Raw genomic sequence first — 24360 nt, forward strand, 5'->3', positions numbered from 1 at the left:
ACAAATCCGGGAAAATGATATCGTCGTTGCCCAATTCCCGGTTTATCCAAAACTATACCGGTACCTGCTCAAAACATTGCGGCGTAAGCATACAAATATTATTCTGTTTATTACCGATATTGACGGGTTGAAAGACGGAGATGATTTGTTGTTGAAGAAGGAGATTCGATTCCTGAAGCATTTTTCACGTTTCATCGTTCACAACGGGAACATGGCTGGCTGGTTATTGAAACATGTGCCTGCGGCCAACTTTTCGACCCTCGGACCATTTGATTTTCTGGCGCCGGTCAACCAGCGCCAACCTTCATCCGATATCACCATTAATTTCTCCGGTAACCTTTCCAAGAGTCCGTTTCTCGAGAAAACAGGCGATTTACAGCCTCTTCAGTTCTACGTATATGGACCAGGACTGACAGAAAACATGAAAAACCAACCCAACCTGCATTGGATGGGCATACTTGATCCAAAAGTATTACCCAATATCATCCTGGGCAAATTCGGCCTTATCTGGGATGGCGACGATTTCACCCCAGAAGGGGGAAGCGTTGGCAGATACATGTCCTATGTCAACCACCATAAACTTTCCCTTTATATTCTTTCAGGCTTACCCGTAATCGCACCGGAATCTTCAGGCTCAGCCGGATTTATCAGCGAAATGAATATCGGCTGGCTGATCCGTGACCTTCATGAATTGCCAGCGATCATCCCTACAATAACCGAAGAAGATTATTTAACGAAGAGGCAAAATTTGTTGAAAATTGCGGAAAATGTTGCCACAGGCAGGCATTTGGCCAGTGCTCTGGAAAATCTGCTTAATTCATCAGTTTATTGACCAGCGCAATATATTCAGAACGCGCGGCATCCTGAGATTTACCCTTTAACGCGGCCCAGGCCTCATATTTCGCTTTGGCCACAAAATCAAACATATTGGGGGCCTCACCATTTACATCCCCGTCAGTGGCTTGTTTGTAGAGGGAGTACAATTGCAGCAGGGTTTCGTTACTGGGGCGCTCGGAAAGAGATTTGCTGTCGGCAACGGCTTGATTAAACTGCTCCTGTAAATCCATCATAGGTAAGTTTGCTGCGAAACTAACACCTTTTCGTTACTTTTGCACCGCATTTAAGAAGCATTGATGAAGCACATCCGGAATTTTTGCATTATCGCCCATATTGACCACGGAAAAAGTACGCTGGCAGACAGGCTGTTACAAACAACCAATACGATCAGCGAACGGGAAATGATGGACCAGGTATTGGACGATATGGACCTCGAGCGGGAAAAGGGCATTACGATCAAGAGCCACGCCATTCAGATCAACTACCAGCGTCCCAATAATGAAAAATATGTTCTGAATTTGATCGATACCCCCGGTCACGTGGACTTCAGTTATGAAGTGAGCCGTGCCCTGGCTGCCTGCGAAGGGGCATTACTGGTTGTCGATGCTGCTCAGGGTATACAGGCACAAACCATTTCCAACCTGTACCTGGCGATCGATAATGACCTGGAAATCATCCCGGTGATCAATAAGATCGATATGGATGGCGCTATGATCGAGGAAGTAAAAGACCAGATCGTGGAACTCATCGGCTGCAAACCGGAAGAAATCCTTTTGGCAAGCGGACGTACAGGTCTTGGTGTGGATGCAATCCTGGAAGCCATTGTGGAAAGAATTCCTCCACCAAAAGGTGATCCACAGGCTCCGCTGCAGGCGCTGATCTTTGACAGCGTATTCAACAGCTATCGCGGAATCATCGTTTATTTCAGGATTCTCAACGGAACCATTAAAAAAGGTGACAGGATCCGGTTCCTGTCAACCGGTCAGGAATACTTTGCCGACGAAGTGGGCATCCTCAAACTGAAAATGACGGAGGTCAATGAAGTAGCCGCAGGCGATGTGGGCTATGTAATTACCGGTATCAAGAACGCCAAGGATGTGAAGGTTGGTGATACCATCACGCTCGCAGCCAATCCGACCACCGAAATGATCAAGGGTTTCGAAGAGGTTAAACCCATGGTATTCGCTGGTATCTTCCCGGTGGAAACAGATGAATTTGAAGAGCTCCGCGACTGCATGGATAAACTCCAGCTGAACGATGCTTCCCTTACCTACGAACTGGAAACATCCCAGGCGCTTGGATTCGGATTCCGTTGCGGATTCCTGGGCATGCTCCACATGGAGATTATCCAGGAAAGGCTGGAACGGGAATTCAACCAGACAGTAATCACTACCGTTCCCAACGTTAGCTTTATCGCCTACACGTCAAAGGGTGAAAAGGTATTGGTGAACAACCCGACCGAAATGCCGGATCCAAGCAGGATTGACCGGATCGAAGAGCCCTTTATCAAAGCACAGATTATTACCAAGCCGGAATATATCGGCAATATCATGACGCTCTGCCTCGGAAAACGCGGCATCCTGATCAACCAGAGCTACCTCACACAAACGCGGGTAGAGCTGATCTTCGAAATGCCACTCACCGAGATTGTTTTTGATTTCTACGATAAGCTGAAGAGCCAGACCAGGGGTTATGCATCTTTCGATTACCATCCTATCGGCTACCGCGAAGCGGATATCGTGAAGATGGATATCCTGCTGAACCAGGAAAAAGTGGATGCACTCAGTGCGCTGATCCATCGCAGCAGGGCAAACGACTTCGGTCGTAAACTTTGCGAAAAGCTGAAAGAATTGCTCCCGCGCCAACAGTTCCTCATCGCGATCCAGGCTGCAATCGGCGCCAAAATCGTTGCCCGGGAGAACATCAGCGCGATGCGTAAGGATGTTACCGCCAAATGTTATGGTGGTGATATCAGCCGGAAACGTAAACTTCTGGAGAAGCAGAAAGAAGGTAAGAAGCGGATGCGTCAGATTGGCTCTGTTGAAGTGCCGCAGGAGGCATTCCTCGCTGTTCTTAAACTGGACGACTAGTTTCCTTTTCAATTGTTAATGATCTGATCATCCTTTTCCAGAAAGGATTGGCCAGAACATACCATTGAATCCCGGCATACACCACCAGGGTTCCGATAGTAACGATAATGAGTTGCAAAACCGGCTGACTGCTCCATCCTGCAGCAAATGAAGATGCACCGTAAGCAACTGGAAAACACAGCAGGCAGCCCATCACTTCACCGAAATGCTGCCATCTAAAGCGAAAATGCGAACGGGATTGCCAGATTGTAGCGACGAGTACAAATATCTCGGTCAGCACAATTGCTATTGCCGCTCCCTGCGTGAACCAAAGGGGGATCAGCATCACATTCAGCACAAAAGACAGCACACACGCAAAACCATAAATGATTACCAGCTGCTTTTCCTTGTGATGAACCATCAATACCTGTATGGCAAAGAAATCATGTAAAGGCACAATCACCCACAGCAACGCAAATAATTGGAGCAACGGAACGGAAGGAAGGTAACTTTCACCGGAAATAAAACGGATCACCGGCTCCGCCAGGAAGAATAACAACGCAGACACCGGAATACTCAGATGCACGGTCATCAGCATACTGTCTGCCTGCAGGGAACGATCAACCCGGGTACGGAACAGTTTCACAAAAAACACAATCGAAGCAGCGACAAATACATTGAGACTCAGTCTCACGATCTTGACCGCAACGGTATAATGGCCAAGTTCTGTGATCCTTCCATAACGTGCCAGCAGGATGGTGTCGATTGCAAAATACAACGAACTCAATATACCCATGACAGCGAAAGGAGAGAGCGCTGTGATCAGTTTGCGGAGCAATGCCGGATCCCAGTGCCAGTGCCTAAGCAGGTGCCTGAGGTTCCATCCGGTGGATACCGCTATCAGGGAATAGTTGATCGCACTGATGACAATATAATAAATCAGGTGCGCGGGTTGTCTGACAAAGACCAAAGCACTCACCAGCACAAAAAGCCGAAGTATCAGCGTTCGCAACAATAAAAACCGGTACTTTTCCTGAGACTGAAAATACCAGTCAGCATTGAACAGGTAAATCACCATGATATACCCATATAATATTGAAATCGTCCAGTTTCCGATATGCACCGGTTTGAGGGCTATATATACGAAATAGATTGCAACACCCAATAGTGCCATTATCCCATTGATTAGCAAAAGGTGCAGAACGGTATTTGCCTGATCGGTATCCCCAATCGCCGATTTACTCAGCAGCCGCAATCCGTAGTAATTCACGCCAAACGCAGCAAGCACTGTCACCACCAGCATCATCGACTCATAAAAGCCCAGTACGCCGTAACCCGAAGGTCCCAGCGTACGGGTCATATATGGGAATAAAATGAGCGGGAAAATGATGTTCAGTGCAGTATTGCTATACTGCAACAGCAAATGGTAAAACGGGATCTTATTTTTAGTTGCTGACAGGTTTCTTGGGTTTGGGTTTGGGCTTCTCTTTTCCTTTTTCTTCATTCTTCCTTGATCTTTCTTCCAGCTTCTTCTCGTCAATATTTCCGTCTTTGTCAAGCAAAGCATCTTCAGCAGGTGCATTCCCGAGGTAGGGATCCACATTCTTGAACTGATCAGGCACATCAACAAAAACTTTCTTGATCTGTACCCACTTCCCGTCCTTCCATTCAAATCCTTCAAAATCTCCATCAGGAACATAAGTCTCCGCGCGATTGGGTTCGTCTGTTTCAGAGATCAGGTGATCAAAGATCACCATGTCTTTTTCCGAACTGTAATTGAACGTAGTACTTGCTTCCTTCTTATACTCGATATGGAAACGATTCACAGTAGTTTTCTTTTTTGCTGAATCCGGTTGTATTACGAAGAATGGTCCGCCAAAAACCGGTTCACCGGTATTGTCATCGAACGACAAAACTTCCATCCATTTGCGGTTACTGGATACGGTAAACCCATCAAATCCCAGGAGGGTATAAAAGGTTTTACCTTGCCAGGTTTTTGCAATGATCTTGTAGTAAAGTGCACCGATCCAGTTCTGGCGGTTCCGTACGGAATCATCCGGTTTCCTGGTGAACATGGAAACATCAAACAGGGGATACAACCGCAATGTGCCATTTTTGGTACGCATCTGGATGGCTCCCTTCTGAAAATACATGTATTCGTCTTTCTTCAGCTGCCAGGTAAAGATCCGGAAGCTGCTATCAGGCGCATACAACTGCGATACGGTAGTCAGTGAATCGAAAGGGAACTGAAATGACCAGGGAACTTTTAAGGCACGCACAAATCCTTTTACAAAATTGCTGTCTGCCAGGAACCTGGTCCCGGCACGTTCTGCATTGACCATGCTGTCAGCAAACACTTTCAGGGAATCTTCCCGTTTTTCAAGATCCTTCCAGTCAGCAGCTTTGATGTTGCGCTGGGCAGAAAGGTATAAGGCAGGCAATAAAGCGATCAGGAGGAATAGGGATTTTATTTTCATATCAGGATATGAAGGTACCAAATTCATACCGCAGGAATTGCCTGCGCAAAATTTAACAGGTCATTGAAAGCCAGATCAATAGCCGGGTGGGGAAGGGGTTGATCGGGCGAAGTGGTCAGCAGAAAAACGGTATGCATACCGGCATTTCTCCCGAACAACATGTCACTGAGATTATTACCCACCATTACCGATTTCTCAAACCAGATCTGAGGAAAGGCTGCTTTGGCCTTATATGCCATCCCGGGCTGTGGCTTACGGTCGGGATGTTCGTCATCAAGAGAACTGTTAAAATAGATCTCATCTATCACCACGCCCCGGGAGGAGAACAGTTCCAGCATGTGATCGTGGATATCGTGAAGATCCTTTTCTGTCATTAGTCCCTTTGCGATGCCCCGCTGATTGGTAACCATCACGATCCGCCCGAACCGGGTTTTTAAGATCTCGAGTGCATCCAGCACACCGTCATACAACACAAACTCTCCGGGATGATAGATATAATCAGCTTCCTTTTCAATATTGATCACACCATCGCGGTCCAGGAACAGGGTCCAGTCCCTGCGGATTTCAGCAAGATTCAGCATAACTACTTAGTGGGAAAATATGCGGCCTCAACAAGTTGACAAACGATATGTCCGACAAGAATATGACTCTCCTGGATCCGGGGAGTATCCTTCGATGGAATATTGATCAGGTAGTCACAAAGCGGACGCATTTTGCCACCGGTTTCCCCGGTAAGCCCAACAGTATGCACCCCCTTCGACCGGGCCATTTCAAATGCTGCAAGGATATTGGGAGAGTTGCCGGATGTGGAGAATCCCAGCAGCACATCGCCTTTACCCATAATGCCTTCCACCAGACGCGCATAGGCAACATCGTAACCGAAATCATTGGCAACTGCTGTCAGGTAAGAGGTATTGCAATGCAGGGCTTCGGCTGGAAGCGCCACCCGGTTCAGGTAGAAACGCCCGCTAAGTTCCGCCGCCAGGTGCTGTGCATCCGCAGCGCTGCCGCCATTGCCACAGAACCATGCCCTTTTGCCATCTTTAAATGCCGCTGTCATGAGATCAGCCACATCATTGATGGTGTTTAATATCGTTTCATCTTTCAGCAATTGCTGCTTCGTGTCAATCGATGCCCGGATCAATGCACTGATGGTTTCCTGCATATGCTTGTTTTTACGTTAACGGTTAAACCTGAGCAGGGATTCGCAAAATACCTGCCAGCTGAATCTCTTCTTTTCAGTACGAATCTGCGATATAAAATGTGATTCACCAAGTGTAAAAAACCGGGTGATAGCATCGGCAATCGCAGCAGGTTCCGCAGCTGTAACCAGCCCGGTTTCCCCATCTTTTACATAATCAGGAAGGCCTCCAACCCGGGTGACGATCATCGGCTTTTCAAAATGATAGGCCAGGGGTGTCACGCCGCTTTGTGTGGCATTTCGGTAGGGTTGTACCACCACGTCCGCAGCACTGAAATAATACTTAACGGCATCATTGGGTATAAAATTTTGATGCAACAGTAATTTTCCGGAACTGATCAGTGGGTCCATCAAGGGCCGGTACAGGGCTTCATCCTCGTAAAACTCGCCTGCTACCACCAGTTTCAGCCAGGGATCTTCGAGCAGGGTCATGGCTTCCAGCAAGAGGTCCAGTCCCTTGTACTGCCTGATAAACCCGAAAAAAAGCATCACCTTATCTTCCGGCGCCAAACCCAGTCGCTGCCTGGCTTCTTCCCTGCCGGCTGCGGCCCCGAAATTGTCGTACAGGGGATGCTCTACCTGCAGCACGGGTTGCGGTAGTCCGAAGGCCAGCAGGTCTTCCCTGACTTTGCTACTCATACACACAAACCGGTCACAGCTCTTCAGGAAATAGCGAGTGAATATTTTGTCGCCCGGCCTTTTCTCATGCGGACGGATATTATCTGTTATCGCAGTGATTTTGGTATGCCTGTTGCCCCTTGCGATCCGCAGCACAGTGCCAAATGCAGGCCCCATAAGGGGCAGCCAGAAGCGTACAATGATCAGGTCAGGACGGCTGCGGCGCAGGTACAGGCCGGTACGGAACCAGCTGATGGGATTCATGGAATGCAACCGCCGTTCGATCAGTATATCCGTGGGCGCAGGCTCATCGGTCAGCTGACTTTTGCCGGGAAAAAGAAAACCGGGATACTGTACAGTAAAATTGACAATGGTCACTTCATGCCCGGCCTCCTGTAAAGCCCTGGCCATACGTTCATTGAAAGTGGTAATTCCGCCGCCACGGAACGGATGCGCCGGTCCGAGGATCACGATCCTCATCCTAATCCGGTTTTTTCTTCAATCAGATAAAGGTTCCGTCCCGGTGCATTCCGGGAGATCAGTTCTCCCAGGAACCCCGCAAGGAACAACTGGGAACCAATAATCATCACCGTTAGCCCGATATAAAAAGCAGGCCGGTTACTGAGACTCACTTCAGGATCAACGATCTTTCCGATGATCAGGTAGGTAATCGAAATAAAGCCGATCAGAAAACATAACGTTCCCCATAAACCGAAAAAGTGCATGGGTTTCTTGCCGTATTTTCCGACAAAAGTAATGGAAGCAAGGTCAAGGAAACCATTGACAAACCGGCTCAGGCCGAATTTTGTTACGCCGTATTTCCGGGCACGATGTTCTACCACTTTTTCTCCGATCTTTCTGAAACCGGCCCATTTGGCAATCACAGGTATGTAACGGTGCATCTCACCGTACACTTCAATACTCTTCACGGTTTTCTGCCGGTAGGCTTTCAGGCCGCAATTAAAATCATGGAGGTAGATCCCCGACACACTGCGGGTTGCTGCATTAAATAATTTGGAAGGAAGATTTTTGGTCAGGGTATTGTCATACCGCTTTTTTTTCCAGCCGCTCACCAGGTCATAACCATCATTGAGGATCATCGAGCGAAGCCCGGGAATTTCATCGGGAGAGTCCTGCAGGTCTGCATCCATCGTGATCACAACGTCTCCCTGAGCAGCCCGGAATCCCTCATTCAATGCGCCGGATTTTCCATAATTACGCTGAAATTTGATCCCCTTGATCAGCGGATTCTCGCGATGCAGGGTCTTAATCACTTCCCAGCTTTCGTCCGTACTGCCATCATCCACGAGGATCACCTCATAACTGTAGCCGTTTTCGTCCATCACGCGGCAGATCCAGGCACATAACTCCGGCAAAGACTCAGCCTCATTCAGTAAGGGTATGACGATGGAAAGATCCATGTTATCGTTTTGGATGGACGGTTTGTTTGGTAATAGTAGCAATAAACAGGGACTTGATGAAATCGAGCACCAGGTTCGTTCCGAATCCCAGCAACACTTTGCGGATGGTAAGCGGTCCTTTTTCCGAACCGGCCAACTTCCTGATTTCGTCCAGCTTTTCCTTCGGAACCTGCTGCCCGGCCATTTTTGCTTCGGTCTGCGCAAGCAGGTGCCGGATCAGCTGATCATTCGCCGTCCTGTCGTACAGCCCGAACAATCCGTAGGTACACATCGCATATAACACTTCGTACACCACATAGGCCAGAAATGCATACTGTAACAGCTCTTTCAGATCGGGCACAGGCACAAGATTGCGCCGCAGCCACCAGGCTACCGCACCGACCGGCACTATGATTAGAGGGAACCACGTATAGATATTTAAAAAGGATGCCATTACGGGTATCCCTGCCTGGTAGGTGGCAAAAAGCACGATGCCATACAATAATCCCAGGGAGACCCCGGTGATCAGCGCAACACGTCGGATCATGAGAGTTTATTAAACCGGTAATGCTTTCCGGAGATCGTTCCGGCAATACGCCCCTTCAGTGGTTTACCGAAAAATGCCGAATTATCGGATTTGGAACGGATATGTTCTTTGCTGAAAACAAAACTGTTTTCGGGAAGATGAAGTGTAATGGCTGCAGGCTGACCCGCTTCCACGCGGGCGTCCGGCAGGTTGAAGATCTTCCTGGCATTGAGTGAGAACAGTTCCCCCAGTCTCGTTTCCGAAATGCCCGGTATCGCTGCTTTTACCGCGCCATAAGCAGATTCCAGCCCGATCATGCCATACTTTGCATACTCGAACTCCACAATCTTGGCATCAAAGTCATGCGGAAAATGATGCGTGGCGATCGTATCCACTACACCATTCAGTACGGCTTCGCGGAGGGCGTCCCTGTCTTTCACGGTGCGCAGGGGAGGATTCACCTTCAGCTGCGTATCGTAATCCATCAGGTCTTCATCACTGAAGAAAAGATGATAGGGCGTAACCGAACAGGTAACAGCAAGGCCCGATGCTTTTGCCCTGGAAATATAATCGATTGACTTCGGTGACGTCACGCCTGTAAAATGGATCCGGCTTTGCGTATAGCGTGCCAGTTTGATGTCACGTGCTACCAGGAGTTCCTCCGCCATCATGGGCTTTCCCGGCAGTCCCAGCCGGGTGGAAATTACGCCTTCATTCATCAGCCCGTTCGCGGAAAGACTCGTATCATCAGGTACCTGGATCAGCACACCGTTGATTGCTTTCAGGTATTGCAGCGCCTTCACGAGAATGCCGGACGACTGGATAGGGTAAAGACCATCACTGAACGCAGCCGCACCATTGGTACTCATGTCATACATTTCCGCCAGTTCTTTTCCTTCAGCACGCCGGGTCACTGCGCCAATCGGTAACACGCGGGTGGGAAGCCGGTCATTTTTCGCCATGATGTATTCGACGGCTGACTTGGTATCAATGACCGGTTGGGTATTGGGAAGTACGAGCACAGTGGTAAATCCTCCCGCTGCTGCTGCTTCCGCACCGGATTCAATCGTTTCCTTGTACTCCGTACCGGGATCATTGAAATGGGCAAAGGTGTCCACCCAGCCCGGTGAAGCGACACATCCCTGTTCTTTGAAGACCACGGCATCTTCGGTACCGATGTTGTCTTCAATGGACATGATAATGCCATCTTTAACCAGGATGTCTTTAATGGAACCAAAATAAGTAGAGCGGGGATCGTTGATGAGGACTGATTGTAGTACTACTTTCATCGGTGTAACGTTCCGCGAAATTAGCATTGTTATTTGATTTTTGTGTAATCAAATTTTACCGTAGCTTTGCCACCCCGCAAGGGAAAAAGACGGGACGTAGCGCAGCCCGGTAGCGCGTTTGCATGGGGTGCAAGAGGTCGCTGGTTCGAATCCAGTCGTCCCGACCAGAAGAAAGCCCTGGAACACTGACCAACAAGTGTTTCAGGGCTTTCTTCATTGTTTCATGTCCAAAGCTCAGCAGCCATTCTACCAGGAATTGTATCCTCGGTGAACCATGTGAATAAAGTATACTTCATTATTATTCAGTCAGGCGATTTCTGGCTGGCTTATTCCGGGCTGTCTGCACCCCGGGTGACACGCGGAGATTCCATTGCAATAAATACAGAATTAGGATTAATGGCATTGGCCAGTGACACAAGAAAGATGTATTCACTGGAATTGCGACTCGCCCGGAAGGATATTTTATATGTAAACATTAACAGGTGGTTTAACTGGCAAACAGAGTCAGCAAAAATTTCACATCCGGAAAAGTCAGCTAAAATGCCAGATAAGTTATTTGGCGGGAAATAAATTTGTGCAGAACCCCGCTAATCTCTAATTTAACGAAGAATACCTCTCTTGCTTTCCTTTCTGCTGTATTTGCTTAAGATACGCCCAATCTGTATCCCTTCATGTTTTTAACGCTCAAAACATATCTCTATGGCAGAACAGATCAGTAATTACCAGCAGACAGCACTGGGTGACGTAGCAGCACGCCAATTAGCCATCGCTACCCGTACTGTTCCCCAGATGGTCACCATCAGCCCCAGGTGGCTCACCCGCCTCCTCAGCTGGGTAGGCGTCGAATCCGGGGTCTATCGCCTCAACAAAGTAAAAGATGCCGGAGCCATCGTTGTCGACTGCTCTGCACGGGATGAAAGGATCCTTCCCCAGACATTTGTCGACTACATTGAAAACCCCAGGGAGTACAACCTCGCAGCGGTGCAGACCATCGTCGATGTACACACCAGGGTCTCCGATCTCTACAGCAAACCGTACAACCAGATCAGCGAACAATTACGCCTGGCTATTGAAACCATCAAAGAACGTCAGGAAAGCGAACTGATTAACAACAAGGAATACGGACTGCTGCACAGCATCGCCCCATCACAACGCATCAAAACCCGTTCAGGTGCACCCACTCCCGATGATCTCGACGCGCTGATCGCGCTGGTCTGGAAAGAACCGGGCTTCTTCCTGCTGCATCCGCAGGCAATCGCAGCCTTTGGCCGTGAATGTACCCGGAGAGGCGTGCCGCCACCTACCGTAACCTTGTTCGGGTCACCTTTCCTCACCTGGCGGGGCATTCCATTGATCCCTTCGAATAAACTCCCGATGGAAAATGGTAAATCAAAGATTATCCTTCTCCGCACTGGTGAAAGCCGCCAGGGCGTCGTCGGACTTTTCCAGCCCGGACTCCAGGGTGAGCAGTCCCCCGGGTTATCGGTTCGGTTTATGGGAATCAACGATAAAGCCATCGCTTCCTATCTGGTTTCCCTGTATTGTTCACTGGCAGTTCTGGTAGATGACGCCATTGCTGTACTTGATGATGTAGAAACCGGCAATTACCATGAATACAAATATTAACCGAAACGGACTGCCGGACGAATCGGAACTGCAGCAACTGGCCAACCAGTTATTCCGGGAACAGGGGCAACAGGGGCAACAAGTGCAACAAGGGCAGTATGGTAACCATCACCGGACGCCTCCTTCTGTGGCAGGCAGCGGCCAATCACCTTCAGGCATCCAGCACGGCAACAACATCAATATAGATGATCCGCAAACCGGCTTTCCCGACAAAAACCTCCGCGATCCAACCAGCAACAGCATTCCTGGGGACACTCTTTTCGCACCTTCGCTCCGGTTTAAAGAATACCTGCCAGCTGAAAGCGATCCCAATACCTGGCTGAACCTTCGCGGAATGCTTTCGCTTTTCCCGGCTGATATTATCACCCAGATCCCCGGTCTTGCCGGCGGCGAAACGCCATCGTACTATTTCATGAACAAACAGGGCAGCCTTCCGGGTTCATGGGGCTTCGATGCCGGTATCATAAAAAAAGATTTTCCGATCCTCTCCGAACGGGTCAACGGGAAACAGCTGGTCTGGTTGGATAACGCTGCCACCACCCAGAAACCCAAACAGGTGATCGACCGGATCAGTCATTTCTACGAGCATGAGAACTCCAATGTTCACCGCGCAGCGCACGAACTGGCCGCCCGGTCCACTGATGCCTATGAAGGCGCCCGGAAAAAAGTACAGGCATTCATCAATGCGGCTTCTCCCAATGAGATCGTCTTCGTTCGCGGCACAACCGAAGCGATCAACCTGGTGGCGAAAAGCTGGGGCGAACAATTCCTGCAAAGCGGCGATGAGATCGTTGTCACCCACCTGGAACACCACGCCAATATCGTTCCCTGGCAGCAGCTGGCAGCGAAAAAGAATCTCAAACTGCGCGTAGCACCTGTAGATGACAGCGGCCAGGTGCTGCTGGACGAATACGCTAAACTGCTGAACAGTAAAACGAAGCTGGTTGCCTTTACCCAGGTCTCCAATGCCCTCGGTACGATCACACCCGCACCGGCAATCATTGAAATGGCCCATAGGGCAGGGGCTAAAGTATTGCTCGATGGCGCCCAATCGGTTTCACATATGCGAACCGATGTGCAGTCCCTGAACGCAGACTGGTTCGTGTTTTCCGGCCATAAAATCTTTGGTCCCACCGGTATCGGTGTTTTATATGGTAAAGAAGAACTGCTCAACCAGGCCGAGCCCTGGCAGGGTGGGGGCAACATGATCAAAGATGTCACCTTCGAACATACGGAATACCATAAGGCGCCTTTGCGGTATGAAGCAGGCACGGGTAATATTGCCGACGCGGTGGGACTCGGTGTTGCACTTGACTATGTCAGCCACCTCGGTATCGAAAACATCGCCCTGTACGAGCACTACCTGTTGGAATATGCAACAAGCCTGCTGAAACAGGTACCGGGACTCCGCCTGATTGGCACCGCCCCGGAAAAGGCAAGCGTAATGTCGTTTACCCTTCAGGGTTATACCAATGACGATGTGGGCAAGGCACTGAACAAAGAAGGCATCGCAGTAAGAACGGGGCACCATTGCGCGCAACCTATCCTGCGGCGGTTTGGTGTGGAAAGCACCGTCCGGCCATCCCTGGCATTTTACAATACCTGCGCAGATGTCGAGCTGCTCGCAAATACCCTGCAAAAGTTGAAGGCCTGAAAACCCCCTGGACGAAGATTTAAATGTCGGATATACACTTGTTTTTCAGATTTTTGGTATATTGATTTTCTAATATACCTCAAAATGACTGCTGCCAGGATTCCCGCCAGGCTTATTGCCGGCATAACACTCAAGGTTTTATTGCTGATCACAATGTCCGGCCTCGCGCAACAGGATGTACTTCCAGGGTCGGTTGGTTTCGATACAATTCGTACTGATATTCCTCACGGGAAAGTTGACACGATCACCTATTTTTCTAAAACGGTTGGCACAGAACGCCGGGCTGTTTTATACACCCCGCCCGGTTATACAAGAAAGAAGAAATATCCTGTACTGTATTTATTGCATGGCATTGGTGGTGATGAAACGGAATGGCTGAAAGGCGGAAACCCACAGGTCATCCTCGATAACCTGTATGCAGAAGGAAAAATAGTGCCGATGATCGTAGTCATGCCCAACGGTAGGGCTATGAAAGACGACCGTGCAACAGGTAACATCATGGCGGCGGATAAAGTGCAGGCGTTCGCTACGTTTGAAAAAGACCTGTTGTCTGACCTAATTCCTTTCATCGAAAAGAATTATACCGTGCTTAAGGATAGGGAAAACAGGGCTATCGCCGGGCTTTCCATGGGTGGCGGGCAATCACTGAATTTTGGATTGGGAAACCTGGATCAATTCGCGTGGATAGCAGCATTCTCTGCAGCGCCCAACACAAAGCCTCCACAGGAATTGGTAACGGACCCCGAAGCAGTAAAACAGCGGGTAAAACTGTTGTTTATTTCCTGCGGGGCAAGCGACGGCCTGATCGGGTTCAGTAAAAGAACGCATGATTACCTCGCACAGCATAATGTGCCGCATATTTACTGCATTGAGCCGGGAGTGCATGATTTTAAAGTCTGGAAGGACGGGTTGTATATGTTCTCCCAATTGGTATTTAAACCTGTTGATACCGCCGCTTTCTCCAGCTATCCGGTGGTGGGTGCTCCGGCAGCCACCAATGTTCGTAATGCCGGGTATCCCCAGGTGTTTGCCGATAGCCGGGTAATGTTTCGCGTCAAAGCACCGGACGCGAAAAAGGTACAGGTGGACCTCGTTAAAAAATATGACCTCGTAAAAGACAATGACGGAATATGGGCGGTAACCACAGATTCCGTCAGCGAAGGTTTTCATTATTACTCGCTCATTATTGATGGTGTGCCGGTAGCAGACCCAGCAAGCGAAACATTCTATGGGATGGGAAGAATGGCCAGCGGTATAGAAATCCCCTTTACCGGCGGCAGGTACTATGCCATTAACAATGTGCCGCATGGAGATATCCGCATCAAAAGATATCATTCGCGCACGACCAATTCCTGGCGGCAATGTTACGTCTACACGCCCCCCGGATATGACACTTTAAATGCCGCCGGGCTCCCGGTGTTGTATTTGTTGCATGGTGGCGGGGAAGATGAAAGAGGCTGGTCTTCCCAGGGGAAGGCGGGTAATATTCTGGATAACCTCATCGCGGAAAAGAAAGCTGAACCGATGCTGGTTGTCATGATGGACGGCAATATGGGAAATGGCAGCCTTGCCGGTTTCGGCGAGCAGTCGTTGCGCAGTTTTGAGGAGGAACTGATGAAAGTACTGATCCCGTTTATTGAAAGTAACTTCAGGGTAGCAAAATCACCGGCAAAAAGGGCATTGGCCGGACTTTCCATGGGCGGACTGCAAACGCTTTACGCAGGCATCAGGAATTCGGAACAATTTTCATCGCTCGGGGTTTTTAGTTCCGGCTGGTGGGCCAATCAACCCGCATTGTCAGATCCCCAATATGCCTTTATGAAAAGCAATGCAACTGACATCAATGACAACATCAAACATTTCTGGATAGCAATGGGCGGCCCTGAAGACATCGCCTACAAGAATTGCAAAATCATGATGACCAGGTTTGATGAATCCGGTGTAAAATATGAGTATAGCGAATACCCAGGCGGACATACATGGCCGGTATGGAGAAATAACCTGTTCAATTTCGCCCAGGTGCTGTTCAAATAAGAATCCGATTTGACACTATATCCTTCAGGCTTATAAATTGAGACGCCAGATCCAGAAATTAAGCACCATCGCAAAAGTCACCCACACGAGATAAGGCCACTGGATATTTGCAGCCCAGTGATCAACCCGGTAAAACTGCCGGATCATCACCATAATCAACAACCATAACAGGATAATATCAATTAAAGCCAGGCCGGTTAAATGAAACCTGAAAAATATCAGGCTCCACCAGAAATTAAAGAAAAGCTGTAAACAGAAAATGAACACCGCCATTCTTCTGCCATCGGAAGGTGGCTTCAAAAGTATCCTGTAAAACGAAATGCCCATCAGCAAATACAGGATCGTCCAGACCGGGCCAAACAAGGCATTCGGAGGCGTAAACCAGGGCTTATTCAATGCCGGGTACCATTCCTCAACATTCCGGGCCGTCACTAACCCCCCAATGCCCCCCACGCTCAGCGGAAGCAGGAGGGCCAGCACCAGTTTCTGCCATTTACTCATATTGGCGCTTAAGCAATACTTATACCATCAGTCAGCCAGCCGCTCATTATACAATTTGTTGAACCGTTCTTTGCTGGTGACTTCAATTTTTACAATTTCAAAGTCTTTGTTCTGATGAACCTTAACGCCCGTAATCGCTTCATATGCTTCAACAGCGCGGTCTTCAATCTGAATTTTACCCCTCCCATATACATGCCTGTTACTTCCATTTTTCTTTATTCCCGTGATCCAGTAAATTTCTCCGGTCTCCATATCATGGCTGCCTCCATGGCCATTACCATAGAATGCATGATCATTGAAATAGACTGTTTTGCCCGATTTGGAATACTCAACATAGCCAATCCACGCCGGACCGTCATCATTATAGCCTGATTTGAGTTCGATGTACTTTAATTTCTGTTTCATCATCTAAAATAACTTTTGCCGCTTATAATATTATATCAACCGGAAAATGAATCTTTCATAGATTTCAAACCAGCAAATAAAAACGATGAAAACCTTACCAATTGTCCTGAATATCATTTTGCTCTTCGTGTTGACGACTATCTGCTCCTCCACAACAGCGCAGGTCCCCCGCGATTCGGAATTATTCCTGACCATGCAGCGGCACGACAGCATCTTCTTTGAACGTGCCTTCAATTTGTGCGATACCGCATATGTAAACAGGGCGACTGATAAAGACCTTGTATTCTATCATGACCGGAACGGCATCAGTTACAAAAAACAATTCCTGGAAAACACCGCAAAATACCTCTGCAGCGACTGGAACAACAAACCCATCCGTAAAGTAAAAAAGGAATCCCTTGAAGTATACCCCCTGTACAACCAGGACAAGCTCTACGGTGTTGTCCAGTCGGGCATTCACGATTTCTACCGCCGCACGCCCGGCAAACCGGACCAACTGATGGGCTCAGCAAAATTCACCCATGTTTACCTGCTCGTCGGGTCCGACTGGATCCTCAAAGAAGTGCTTAGTTTCGATCACAAATAGAGCTGACCCATTCCGTCGCCGCCAGCAACCCTGACCAGCGCCGGTAGTCTTTTGCCGAAGGATGCAATCCATCCCCCGCCAGCAGAGATGCATCACGCGCGGCCTCACGGGTCAGCGGCGTGATGTCTGTATATCCGCACCCCATCGTTTCCGTAATACCCCGGTTAATCGCATTAAAAGTATCGATCTCCGCAGCGATCTTCCTACGGTCACGCCCCTCCGCAAACGGTGTTACACCCCAGTCCGGAACCGATAAAACCATGACGGCTGCAGCATTCTCACCGGCAAGAACAATAGCCCGGGTCAGCAGTTCTTCAAAACCCTCCGCATACAGGTCAACCGGGTAACCGCGGTATTGATTATTCACCCCGATCAGCAGGCTGACCCTATCGTACCGGGGCAATAGTGTATACCCATCCATGGCAGTTTTCAGCTCACCGGTCGTCCAGCCCGTCCGCGCAATGATCTCCGGTGCTGCCATCGAAACGCCCTTCTTCCGCAGCAACTGCACCAGCTGGTAAGCATAAGTTTCTTCCAAAGAAACCTGTTCGCCGATCGTATAGGAATCGCCCAAGGCGAGGTAGGTAAGTAAAGACATCTCAGATTATAGATTAAACCCTATCAGGTTAAAGGCAGCCATGGAAACGAGTCATATCAGGAATTGGTCCAGGCATCCCGGTCATCAGGACTGAATTTCCAGGGTGCGAAGTTGTTCTCTACGTTTCCGAACAGTACATTCCATTCCTGCGGTGCATTGCTTTCTTCCATTACCAGTGAACGCCGCAGTTCCAGAATAATCTCCAGTGGACTGATACTGACCGGACAAGCCTGCACACAGGCATTGCAGGCCGTACACGCCCGCAATTCTTCTACCGATATATACTGGTGCACGAGCGTCTTACCATCAGGCTCAAAACTACCGTTCATGTCAATTGCCCGGCCTACTTCCTCCAGGCGGTCCCGCGTATCCATCATGATCTTGCGCGGCGACAACTTCTTGCCGGTGATATTCGCCGGACAGGCAGCGGTACACCTTCCACATTCCGTACAGCTATACGCATCCAGCAGGTTGCGCCAGGACAGATCCGTCACATCCTTTGCACCAAAGGAAGCCGCCTCTGCCGGACCTGAAGGTGCCGTCTCCGGTTGCATCGCATACAGCACTTCCTGCTGTATGGTTTTCATATTATGCATCTTACCCATTGGCTCAAGCCGCGTATAATAAGCATTGGGAAAAGCCAGCAGAATGTGCAGGTGCTTGGAAAATGGCAGGTAATTGAGAAATGCAAAAATGCCAATGATATGCAGCCACCAGCAGGTGCGCTCCAGCATATGCAAAGCCCCGGGAGACCAGCCGGCAAACAAAGGACTTATCCGGGAAGACAAAACAAAATCGGTCGAAGGATCCGCTGCATTCATGGTGAGAAAAAGCACCATCAAAATGATTTCCGTAATGAGGATATAATTTGCATCGGAGCGTGGCCAGCCATCCAGATCGCGACTGATAAACCGCTTCAGTTTGATCACATTCCGGCGCAAAAGGAAGATCACACAAACCGTCAGCACACCCAGGGCCAGCCATTCAAAAGAATTGATCAAAACAGGGTACAGGGCACCCAATGGCGCGCGAAACAAACGGTGCGTGCCGAAGATACCATCCAGCACGATTTCCAGCACTTCAATATTAATAATGATAAAGCCCAGGTAGATCACCAGGTGCATCAGGGCCACCAGCGGATTGGCAAACATTTTTTTCTGCCCGAAAGCCAGCAGGAAAAGATTTTTCCAGCGCCGGTCGGGATGATCGCTGTAATCAGCATCTTTTCCGAGCAGAATATTGCGCCGTATCGCGCGGATTCTCCGGGAAAACAAAATGATCGCAGCAGTAGCCAGCAGTACAAAAGCAATTTGCTGAACAAGATGCATAGGCAGGCATTGTGCGACTAAATTAAGCGTTTTCAGTTTGGCTCAATGTTTTGTTGTAATTTTTCGGCCTTATTTGATGCCGATGACGACAGAAAGAAAATATATACTGGATGCACCGACAGCAGCAGTGAAGATGGAAAGAATGGCCTATGAAATAGCGGAGCAGCTGGTAGGAGAGGATGCGCCCGTGATCCTGGCCGGTATCCGGGACAACGGCGTAGTCATGGCAAAAATCCTGCAGGAGCTGCTCAGGAAGATTGCATCTCTTTCCACGTCCATCATCGAGATCAGCCTCGATAAACGCAATCCCGGCCTCATAACCATTGACCAGGAAATCTCCATAGATAATAAAATCGTCATCCTTGTAGACGATGTAGTCAACAGCGGCAAGACGCTCCTGTATGCTTTAAAACCCTTCCTGGAGCAACATCCCCGCCGCATTCAGATCCTGACCCTCATCGAGCGCACCCACAAGGCTTTCCCCCTCAAAGCCGACTACGTAGGCATCAGCATCGCGACCACCCTCCAGGAACATATTTACGTCGAAGTAGAAAACCACATCATCTCCGGCGCTTACCTCGAATAGGCTGTTATCCCGCTAAGGCGCTGCGCGCCTATCACGCTATCTGTTTTTTTCACGCCAGGCACGCCAAGGTGTAAAGGCGCAAAGAAGAAAAAAATTATATAGGAGTAGATGATGGAGGGGAGTAATTAATAGTCGGGGCCTTAATACTGCCAACAAGGAGATTTTTGCCATCAATACCACGCCTGCCACATTCGGTACCCACACTAAGTGGTTGCCTGAACGCTGATTACTTCCAGCAACTGAATCAATCGATCCTTGCGCCTTTGCACCTGGCGTGCCTGGCGTGAAAAAATACTCCTGCGTGAACGGGAGCGCCAGCGACCCCAAACCACACTGCCCAAAAACAAATATTATGAAACTCCTCGTGAAACAACAATTGCGTGAACAGCCAACATGCAAGCACTACTGATGTATCCAATACCCGCGAATCCCATCCTTGCTGAACTGAACCGAAGGCGCCGGTACCTTCACCGCATTCACCAAAAAGAAAACCGACTTCAGAAACTTACTTCGGGTGCGTATCTTCGTTAGATCGGCATCCACCGACAAATAAAAACGCCGCACCCGCGGAATATCCGTCCTGTCCACCACCACACCATCATCCGTCGTCCATTTATTCTCTTCTCCACCCAACATCAGGTCCGCACTATACCCCAGCGAGACATTCAGCCAGCGGGGTATCCCCGAATCCGGGAAAAAACTCCGGAGATTGGCCGACAACCAGTAAGTCTGGCTATTATAATCCTTTAACACCCGCTCACTGCCACCTTCTCCGAACAACTCATCCCTGCGCGCTACAAGATCTGAAGGATAGTCATAAGGCCAGTATCCCATCTTCACCTGAAGCCGCTGCTCTTTCCAACCCAATTCCTGCGCTAGAAAAATCCCCGCTCCGGAAACATTTGCCACCATATCCCACACACTGAAACCCCATTTGTCGGAAAATCCATCCTGGATCTCAATGATACTCTGAAACGCCAGTGCGCTTCCCGCTCCGAACCAGGCCGCCTTCCGGTCGGAGAATCCCGCCCATTTCCAGGTGGCTGCTGAAGCCCGGCCCAGCTGGTAAGCCGTCCACACATGCCCTGCCTTGTCCATCTGCAGCCATTCGCTGCCATCATTAAACAAATGGAAATTACTCCGGGAATAATCCGCATACCACGCCTTGTTCAGGGCAATAAAAGTGCCTGTCCAGACGGCAGCATGGCCGCCAGCTACCACCCATTTCCGGTAAGCAGGAGGAGTAAGCGTATCACCACTGTGTATATCCTGCGCGGCACAGCTAACGGCGATCATCAGGGCAAAACAAATGCCCGCAAAGGAGATGGTTTTCAATGGGGTAAAAATACATAACTTCAACGCCGATTAAACCAGAATATTATGGATGCTAAGATCAAAGCTAAAGTTGACCAGTGGCTGAACGGAAACTATGACGATACTACGAAAGCGGCCATTCGTGACCTGGAAGCAAATAATCCAACCGAGCTGACAGACTCCTTTTACCGCAGCCTCGAATTCGGTACAGGTGGCCTCCGCGGGATCATGGGCGTTGGCTCCAACCGCATGAACAAATACACCGTGGGAATGGCCACGCAGGGCTTTTCCAACTACCTGAAAAAGACATATCCCAACGGCGACATCAAAGTTGCCATTGCACACGACAGCCGCAACAACAGCCGGTTCTTTGCAGAAACCACCGCTAATGTATTTGCCGCCAATGGCATTAAAGTATACCTGTTTGAATCCCTCCGGCCAACTCCGGAACTGAGCTTCACTATCCGCCACTTCGGCTGCCAGGGCGGCGTGGTCTGCACCGCCTCCCACAACCCCAAAGAATACAACGGCTACAAAGCTTATTGGAACGACGGGGGACAACTCGTTCCGCCGCACGACAAGAATGTAATCACAGAAGTGGAGAATATCGCTTCCGTGGATGATGTGAAATGGTCCGGCGGTGAAGCACTGATCACCCTCATCGGCAAAGAGATCGATGAAGCCTATATGGATATGGTAAAAGGACTGAGCGTGTACCCTGATGTGATCCGTCAACAAAAGGACCTGAAAATCGTATACACGCCGATCCATGGTACCGGCATCACGCTGGTTCCTGAAGTGCTGAATCGCTTTGGTTTCGAAAACGTGCATATCGTGGAAGAGCAAAGTGTTCCGGACGGCAATTTTCCGACCGTAAACTATCCTAACCCGGAAGAAGCCGATGCCATGGCCTACGGACTCAAACTGGCGAAATCACTCGATGCCGATATCCTACTGGGTACCGACCCCGACAGCGACCGCGTGGGCATCGGGGTGAAAGATGCTTCCGGCAATTGGGTACTCATGAATGGCAACCAGACCGCTGTACTGGCTTTCAACTACATGATCGAAGCAAGAAAGGCGAAGGGACTTGCCCAGGCCAACGATATGGTGGTGAAGACCATTGTAACCACAGACCTCATCGATGAGATCGCCAGGGCCAACGACATCACCTGCTACAATGTGCTCACCGGATTCAAATGGATCGCAGAACTAATCAAGGAAAAAGAAGGTAAAGAGAATTATGTGGTAGGAGGAGAGGAGAGTTATGGACTGATGATCGGATCACAGATCCGTGACAAAGACGCCATCAGCGCAGTTGCCTTGTTGTGCGAAATGGCAGCCTATGAAAAAAACAAAGGCCGCACACTCTTTCAGAAGCTGATCGACCTCTATGTCGAATATGGTTATTATAAGGAACACCTGATCTCCATCACCAAAAAAGGCATGGATGGTCAGCAACAGATCGCGGCCATGATGGACGGTTACCGCAAGCAGCCACCGCAAACCATCAATGGCTCAGCTGTTACACAATTACTCGATTACGAACTGCAGAAAGGTCTTAATCCGCAGACGGGAGAAACCTGGGCAATCGACCTGCCCAAAAGCAATGTATTACAGTTCATCCTGGAAGACGACAGCAAGATTTCAGCAAGACCAAGCGGCACAGAACCCAAGATCAAATTCTATTTCAGTGTCAATACAACCCTTGCCAATGCTGGTTCTTTTGACGCAGAACAGAAAGTTCTCGAGGACCGCATCAAAGGAATCATTGCCGACATGAAGCTTTGATGTAACTTGCCTTTGCGATGAGATCATTTGAAGACAGTTACCGTCACAAAGGCCTGAGAAAAAAACTGGTAGATCACCTCAAAAGCAAGGGTATCACCGACGAAAGAGTGCTGGAAGCGATCAACTCGATCCCCCGGCACTTTTTCCTCGATTCCGCTTTTGATGAAAAAGCTTACGAGGACAAAGCCTTTCCGATTGCAGTTGGACAGACCATTTCCCAACCTTATACCGTTGCTTACCAGACCCAGTTGCTGGAGATCCGCACTTTCGAAAAGGTACTGGAGATCGGAACCGGCAGCGCTTACCAGGCCAGCGTTTTAGCGGAAATGGGAGCACAGGTATATACCATTGAAAGGCAGAAGACTTTATTTGAAGAAAACAAGAAATTCCCTTACCTCAGGAAATACCCCAACATCAAATTCTTTTATGGCGATGGCTTCGAAGGGCTGCCCACTTTCGCACCTTTCGACAAGATCATCATCACTGCAGCCGCACCCTATATTCCTGAAAAACTGATTGGTCAGATGAAGACCGGCGCTTATATGGTGCTTCCCCTGGGAGAAGGCAAAGTGCAGCAGATGCTCCGCCTTACCAAACTTGCTGATGGCAGCATCCGCGAAGAACTCTTTGATCATTTCTCCTTTGTGCCAATGCTTGGCGGGCGGGACGGCAAAGGTTTATAAGAATTCCATACAACGTTTCACCACATTATTGTCGCGGTAAATTTTACGGTGTCCCAACCCCTGTGTGATCATGAAACTGATCTGCGTTGAACCGTTGTTCATCAGCGGCTGTACATCTTTAAGAGGTGTGACGTCATCATCTTCATCGTGTACCCACAGTATGGAGGAATGCACCTTACCAAGTGTGCGGGGGATGCTGTAATAGCTGCTGGGATAGCCCCCTTTTTCAACGATGATCTGCTCAAAATCAGCCTTTACCTCGTCATCCAGCTGCAATACCCTGAAGAGGTGTCTCACTGCAGTGGTCGTTTCCGTGGCAGGCGCGATCAGCACCACATGGAAATCATTATTACGGGGTATCTGTTCCAGGTAATGCATAATGGCCAGCCCCCCAAACGAATGCGCCAGGTAACGATCAGGCACACCCGTCACACCACAAACCGCAGCGATGGCTTTAACATACAACGGCAGGTTGATGTGTTTCCCTCCGGAAGCACCGTGGGCTGGCGCATCAAAGGCAATCACTTCATAACCTTTCTTCACCAGCAGGGCAATATACCGGTCGAAATTGCGGGCTGATGATTCAAATCCATGCAATACCATCGCCCGGGCAACGCCACCCGCGTTCCAGCGGTAGATTGCCGTACGGCAGCCATCCACCATTACATGGAGATGTTCCGCGCTTTTGAATATGGGCGGGTCGTGTTTGCGCTTCCTGCGGAAAGGGGTGCAGAAAAGGTCAAAAGCCATCCCGGCTGCCAGCCTGCGTGAAAAAACTGCCGTAAGATTCAGCTTTGCCCGGAAATAATTCAAGGCCACCTTTTGTGCTAATTTCAT

The 24360-nt window shown here is 49.3% G+C and carries 25 protein-coding genes and 1 tRNA gene; 10 read left to right on the plus strand and 16 right to left on the minus strand.

What is annotated here, in order from left to right; all coding sequences use genetic code 11:
- Positions 1-832 (plus strand): glycosyltransferase (locus FPE01S_RS26025; protein ID WP_046371328.1); only part of this gene is annotated, 832 nt, incomplete at its 5' end.
- Here FPE01S_RS26025 and FPE01S_RS22215 read toward each other — a convergent pair.
- Complete coding sequence (locus FPE01S_RS22215; protein WP_174446988.1) at positions 813-1070, minus strand: acyl-CoA-binding protein; 258 nt, start codon at positions 1068-1070, stop codon at positions 813-815. The two genes, FPE01S_RS26025 and FPE01S_RS22215, sit on opposite strands and share 20 nt — an antisense overlap.
- A gap of 63 nt (positions 1071-1133) precedes the next feature.
- On the opposite strand from FPE01S_RS22215, the gene lepA reads away from it, so the two are divergent.
- The gene (lepA, locus tag FPE01S_RS22220; protein WP_046371330.1) at positions 1134-2927 is read left to right on the plus strand and encodes a translation elongation factor 4; all 1794 of its coding nucleotides are present in this window, start codon (positions 1134-1136) and stop codon (positions 2925-2927) included.
- Here the strand turns inward: lepA and FPE01S_RS22225 are convergent.
- Genes FPE01S_RS22225 through FPE01S_RS22260 form a run of 8 tightly spaced genes read right to left on the minus strand, consistent with a single transcriptional unit; the run spans position 2911 to position 10417 of the window.
- A complete protein-coding gene (locus tag FPE01S_RS22225) occupies positions 2911-4410 on the minus strand; it encodes an oligosaccharide flippase family protein (protein ID WP_046371331.1) in 1500 nt (499 codons plus the stop codon). The two genes, lepA and FPE01S_RS22225, sit on opposite strands and share 17 nt — an antisense overlap.
- On the minus strand, positions 4352-5383 hold the full coding sequence (locus FPE01S_RS26030) for a hypothetical protein (RefSeq protein ID WP_169749214.1): 1032 nt from the start codon (positions 5381-5383) through the stop codon (positions 4352-4354). The genes FPE01S_RS22225 and FPE01S_RS26030 overlap by 59 nt, the downstream gene beginning before the upstream one ends.
- 23 nt (positions 5384-5406) lie before the next feature.
- The gene (locus FPE01S_RS22235) at positions 5407-5964 is read right to left on the minus strand and encodes a D-glycero-alpha-D-manno-heptose-1,7-bisphosphate 7-phosphatase (RefSeq protein WP_046371332.1); all 558 of its coding nucleotides are present in this window, start codon (positions 5962-5964) and stop codon (positions 5407-5409) included.
- Between the two features lie 2 nt (positions 5965-5966).
- Positions 5967-6548 (minus strand): D-sedoheptulose-7-phosphate isomerase, encoded by a 582-nt coding sequence (locus FPE01S_RS22240; protein WP_046371333.1) that lies wholly within the window; start codon positions 6546-6548, stop codon positions 5967-5969.
- A gap of 15 nt (positions 6549-6563) precedes the next feature.
- On the minus strand, positions 6564-7682 hold the full coding sequence (locus FPE01S_RS22245) for a glycosyltransferase (RefSeq protein ID WP_046371334.1): 1119 nt from the start codon (positions 7680-7682) through the stop codon (positions 6564-6566).
- Positions 7679-8623, minus strand: a complete 945-nt coding sequence (locus FPE01S_RS22250) for a glycosyltransferase family 2 protein (RefSeq protein ID WP_046371335.1) — start codon at positions 8621-8623, stop codon at positions 7679-7681. The genes FPE01S_RS22245 and FPE01S_RS22250 overlap by 4 nt, the downstream gene beginning before the upstream one ends.
- A 1-nt stretch (position 8624) precedes the next feature.
- The gene (locus FPE01S_RS22255; protein WP_046371336.1) at positions 8625-9149 is read right to left on the minus strand and encodes a DUF4199 domain-containing protein; all 525 of its coding nucleotides are present in this window, start codon (positions 9147-9149) and stop codon (positions 8625-8627) included.
- Positions 9146-10417: a dihydroorotase gene (locus tag FPE01S_RS22260; RefSeq protein WP_046371337.1), complete on the minus strand. Its 1272-nt coding sequence runs from the start codon at positions 10415-10417 to the stop codon at positions 9146-9148. The genes FPE01S_RS22255 and FPE01S_RS22260 overlap by 4 nt, the downstream gene beginning before the upstream one ends.
- A gap of 90 nt (positions 10418-10507) precedes the next feature.
- On the opposite strand from FPE01S_RS22260, the gene FPE01S_RS22265 reads away from it, so the two are divergent.
- Positions 10508-10584, plus strand: a tRNA-Pro gene (locus FPE01S_RS22265).
- 159 nt (positions 10585-10743) lie between these two features.
- Here FPE01S_RS22265 and FPE01S_RS25985 read toward each other — a convergent pair.
- Complete coding sequence (locus FPE01S_RS25985; RefSeq protein WP_157474132.1) at positions 10744-10893, minus strand: hypothetical protein; 150 nt, start codon at positions 10891-10893, stop codon at positions 10744-10746.
- A 223-nt stretch (positions 10894-11116) separates the two neighbouring features.
- On the opposite strand from FPE01S_RS25985, the gene FPE01S_RS22275 reads away from it, so the two are divergent.
- The 3 genes from FPE01S_RS22275 (at position 11117) to FPE01S_RS22285 (ending at position 15731) form a co-directional block, all read left to right on the plus strand.
- Entirely contained in the window at positions 11117-12043 is a 927-nt protein-coding gene (locus FPE01S_RS22275) for a family 2A encapsulin nanocompartment shell protein (RefSeq protein WP_046371339.1), read from the plus strand.
- Positions 12027-13697, plus strand: a complete 1671-nt coding sequence (locus FPE01S_RS22280; protein ID WP_046371340.1) for a family 2A encapsulin nanocompartment cargo protein cysteine desulfurase — start codon at positions 12027-12029, stop codon at positions 13695-13697. The genes FPE01S_RS22275 and FPE01S_RS22280 overlap by 17 nt, the downstream gene beginning before the upstream one ends.
- An 84-nt stretch (positions 13698-13781) precedes the next feature.
- Positions 13782-15731: an alpha/beta hydrolase-fold protein gene (locus tag FPE01S_RS22285; RefSeq protein WP_083990444.1), complete on the plus strand. Its 1950-nt coding sequence runs from the start codon at positions 13782-13784 to the stop codon at positions 15729-15731.
- A 30-nt stretch (positions 15732-15761) separates the two neighbouring features.
- On the opposite strand, the gene FPE01S_RS22290 is transcribed toward FPE01S_RS22285, so the two are convergent.
- Both FPE01S_RS22290 and FPE01S_RS22295 read right to left on the minus strand, forming a co-directional pair.
- Positions 15762-16232 (minus strand): TspO/MBR family protein, encoded by a 471-nt coding sequence (locus FPE01S_RS22290; RefSeq protein ID WP_046371341.1) that lies wholly within the window; start codon positions 16230-16232, stop codon positions 15762-15764.
- Positions 16233-16259: 27 nt separating this feature from the next.
- The gene (locus tag FPE01S_RS22295) at positions 16260-16640 is read right to left on the minus strand and encodes a hypothetical protein (RefSeq protein ID WP_217998263.1); all 381 of its coding nucleotides are present in this window, start codon (positions 16638-16640) and stop codon (positions 16260-16262) included.
- A gap of 82 nt (positions 16641-16722) precedes the next feature.
- Between FPE01S_RS22295 and FPE01S_RS22300 the strand changes: the two genes are divergently transcribed.
- A complete protein-coding gene (locus FPE01S_RS22300; protein ID WP_046371343.1) occupies positions 16723-17223 on the plus strand; it encodes a DUF4440 domain-containing protein in 501 nt (166 codons plus the stop codon).
- On the opposite strand, the gene FPE01S_RS22305 is transcribed toward FPE01S_RS22300, so the two are convergent.
- Both FPE01S_RS22305 and FPE01S_RS22310 read right to left on the minus strand, forming a co-directional pair.
- Positions 17204-17821 carry an SGNH/GDSL hydrolase family protein gene (locus tag FPE01S_RS22305; protein ID WP_046371344.1) on the minus strand — a complete coding sequence of 206 codons (618 nt, stop codon included), beginning with the start codon at positions 17819-17821 and terminating at the stop codon, positions 17204-17206. The genes FPE01S_RS22300 and FPE01S_RS22305 overlap by 20 nt on opposite strands.
- Before the next feature lie 56 nt (positions 17822-17877).
- Entirely contained in the window at positions 17878-19149 is a 1272-nt protein-coding gene (locus FPE01S_RS22310; protein WP_046371345.1) for a (Fe-S)-binding protein, read from the minus strand.
- A gap of 82 nt (positions 19150-19231) precedes the next feature.
- On the opposite strand from FPE01S_RS22310, the gene FPE01S_RS22315 reads away from it, so the two are divergent.
- The gene (locus FPE01S_RS22315; RefSeq protein ID WP_046371346.1) at positions 19232-19735 is read left to right on the plus strand and encodes a phosphoribosyltransferase family protein; all 504 of its coding nucleotides are present in this window, start codon (positions 19232-19234) and stop codon (positions 19733-19735) included.
- A gap of 402 nt (positions 19736-20137) precedes the next feature.
- Here the strand turns inward: FPE01S_RS22315 and FPE01S_RS22320 are convergent, their stop codons facing one another.
- Complete coding sequence (locus FPE01S_RS22320; protein WP_052956106.1) at positions 20138-21070, minus strand: DUF2279 domain-containing protein; 933 nt, start codon at positions 21068-21070, stop codon at positions 20138-20140.
- 45 nt (positions 21071-21115) lie between these two features.
- Between FPE01S_RS22320 and FPE01S_RS22325 the strand changes: the two genes are divergently transcribed.
- Together FPE01S_RS22325 and FPE01S_RS22330 are read left to right on the plus strand one after the other, a co-directional pair.
- Positions 21116-22840, plus strand: coding sequence for a phospho-sugar mutase (locus FPE01S_RS22325; RefSeq protein ID WP_046371347.1), 1725 nt, complete (start codon positions 21116-21118; stop codon positions 22838-22840).
- A 17-nt stretch (positions 22841-22857) separates the two neighbouring features.
- On the plus strand, positions 22858-23523 hold the full coding sequence (locus tag FPE01S_RS22330; protein ID WP_046371348.1) for a protein-L-isoaspartate(D-aspartate) O-methyltransferase: 666 nt from the start codon (positions 22858-22860) through the stop codon (positions 23521-23523).
- Here the strand turns inward: FPE01S_RS22330 and FPE01S_RS22335 are convergent.
- The gene (locus FPE01S_RS22335) at positions 23518-24360 is read right to left on the minus strand and encodes an alpha/beta hydrolase (protein ID WP_046371349.1); all 843 of its coding nucleotides are present in this window, start codon (positions 24358-24360) and stop codon (positions 23518-23520) included. The two genes, FPE01S_RS22330 and FPE01S_RS22335, sit on opposite strands and share 6 nt — an antisense overlap.

Source organism: Flavihumibacter petaseus NBRC 106054 (genome assembly GCF_000974785.1).
Classification (GTDB): Bacteria; Bacteroidota; Bacteroidia; order Chitinophagales; family Chitinophagaceae; genus Flavihumibacter; species Flavihumibacter petaseus.

Coding starts and splice junctions, on each gene's coding strand:
- FPE01S_RS22235 (WP_046371332.1), bottom strand. CDS start 5,964: ATGCTGAATCTTGCTGAAATCCGCAGGGACTGGACCCTGTTCCTGGAC.
- FPE01S_RS22310 (WP_046371345.1), bottom strand. CDS start 19,149: ATGCATCTTGTTCAGCAAATTGCTTTTGTACTGCTGGCTACTGCTGCG.
- lepA (WP_046371330.1), top strand. CDS start 1,134: ATGAAGCACATCCGGAATTTTTGCATTATCGCCCATATTGACCACGGA.
- FPE01S_RS22240 (WP_046371333.1), bottom strand. CDS start 6,548: ATGCAGGAAACCATCAGTGCATTGATCCGGGCATCGATTGACACGAAG.
- FPE01S_RS22325 (WP_046371347.1), top strand. CDS start 21,116: ATGGATGCTAAGATCAAAGCTAAAGTTGACCAGTGGCTGAACGGAAAC.
- FPE01S_RS22330 (WP_046371348.1), top strand. CDS start 22,858: ATGAGATCATTTGAAGACAGTTACCGTCACAAAGGCCTGAGAAAAAAA.
- FPE01S_RS22260 (WP_046371337.1), bottom strand. CDS start 10,417: ATGAAAGTAGTACTACAATCAGTCCTCATCAACGATCCCCGCTCTACT.
- FPE01S_RS22280 (WP_046371340.1), top strand. CDS start 12,027: ATGAATACAAATATTAACCGAAACGGACTGCCGGACGAATCGGAACTG.
- FPE01S_RS22250 (WP_046371335.1), bottom strand. CDS start 8,623: ATGGATCTTTCCATCGTCATACCCTTACTGAATGAGGCTGAGTCTTTG.
- FPE01S_RS22275 (WP_046371339.1), top strand. CDS start 11,117: ATGGCAGAACAGATCAGTAATTACCAGCAGACAGCACTGGGTGACGTA.
- FPE01S_RS22305 (WP_046371344.1), bottom strand. CDS start 17,821: ATGTCTTTACTTACCTACCTCGCCTTGGGCGATTCCTATACGATCGGC.
- FPE01S_RS22315 (WP_046371346.1), top strand. CDS start 19,232: ATGACGACAGAAAGAAAATATATACTGGATGCACCGACAGCAGCAGTG.
- FPE01S_RS22290 (WP_046371341.1), bottom strand. CDS start 16,232: ATGAGTAAATGGCAGAAACTGGTGCTGGCCCTCCTGCTTCCGCTGAGC.
- FPE01S_RS25985 (WP_157474132.1), bottom strand. CDS start 10,893: ATGTTTACATATAAAATATCCTTCCGGGCGAGTCGCAATTCCAGTGAA.
- FPE01S_RS22245 (WP_046371334.1), bottom strand. CDS start 7,682: ATGAGGATCGTGATCCTCGGACCGGCGCATCCGTTCCGTGGCGGCGGA.
- FPE01S_RS22255 (WP_046371336.1), bottom strand. CDS start 9,149: ATGATCCGACGTGTTGCGCTGATCACCGGGGTCTCCCTGGGATTATTG.
- FPE01S_RS22285 (WP_083990444.1), top strand. CDS start 13,782: ATGACTGCTGCCAGGATTCCCGCCAGGCTTATTGCCGGCATAACACTC.
- FPE01S_RS22335 (WP_046371349.1), bottom strand. CDS start 24,360: ATGAAATTAGCACAAAAGGTGGCCTTGAATTATTTCCGGGCAAAGCTG.
- FPE01S_RS22225 (WP_046371331.1), bottom strand. CDS start 4,410: ATGAAGAAAAAGGAAAAGAGAAGCCCAAACCCAAACCCAAGAAACCTG.
- FPE01S_RS22215 (WP_174446988.1), bottom strand. CDS start 1,070: ATGATGGATTTACAGGAGCAGTTTAATCAAGCCGTTGCCGACAGCAAA.
- FPE01S_RS22295 (WP_217998263.1), bottom strand. CDS start 16,640: ATGATGAAACAGAAATTAAAGTACATCGAACTCAAATCAGGCTATAAT.
- FPE01S_RS26030 (WP_169749214.1), bottom strand. CDS start 5,383: ATGAAAATAAAATCCCTATTCCTCCTGATCGCTTTATTGCCTGCCTTA.
- FPE01S_RS22300 (WP_046371343.1), top strand. CDS start 16,723: ATGAAAACCTTACCAATTGTCCTGAATATCATTTTGCTCTTCGTGTTG.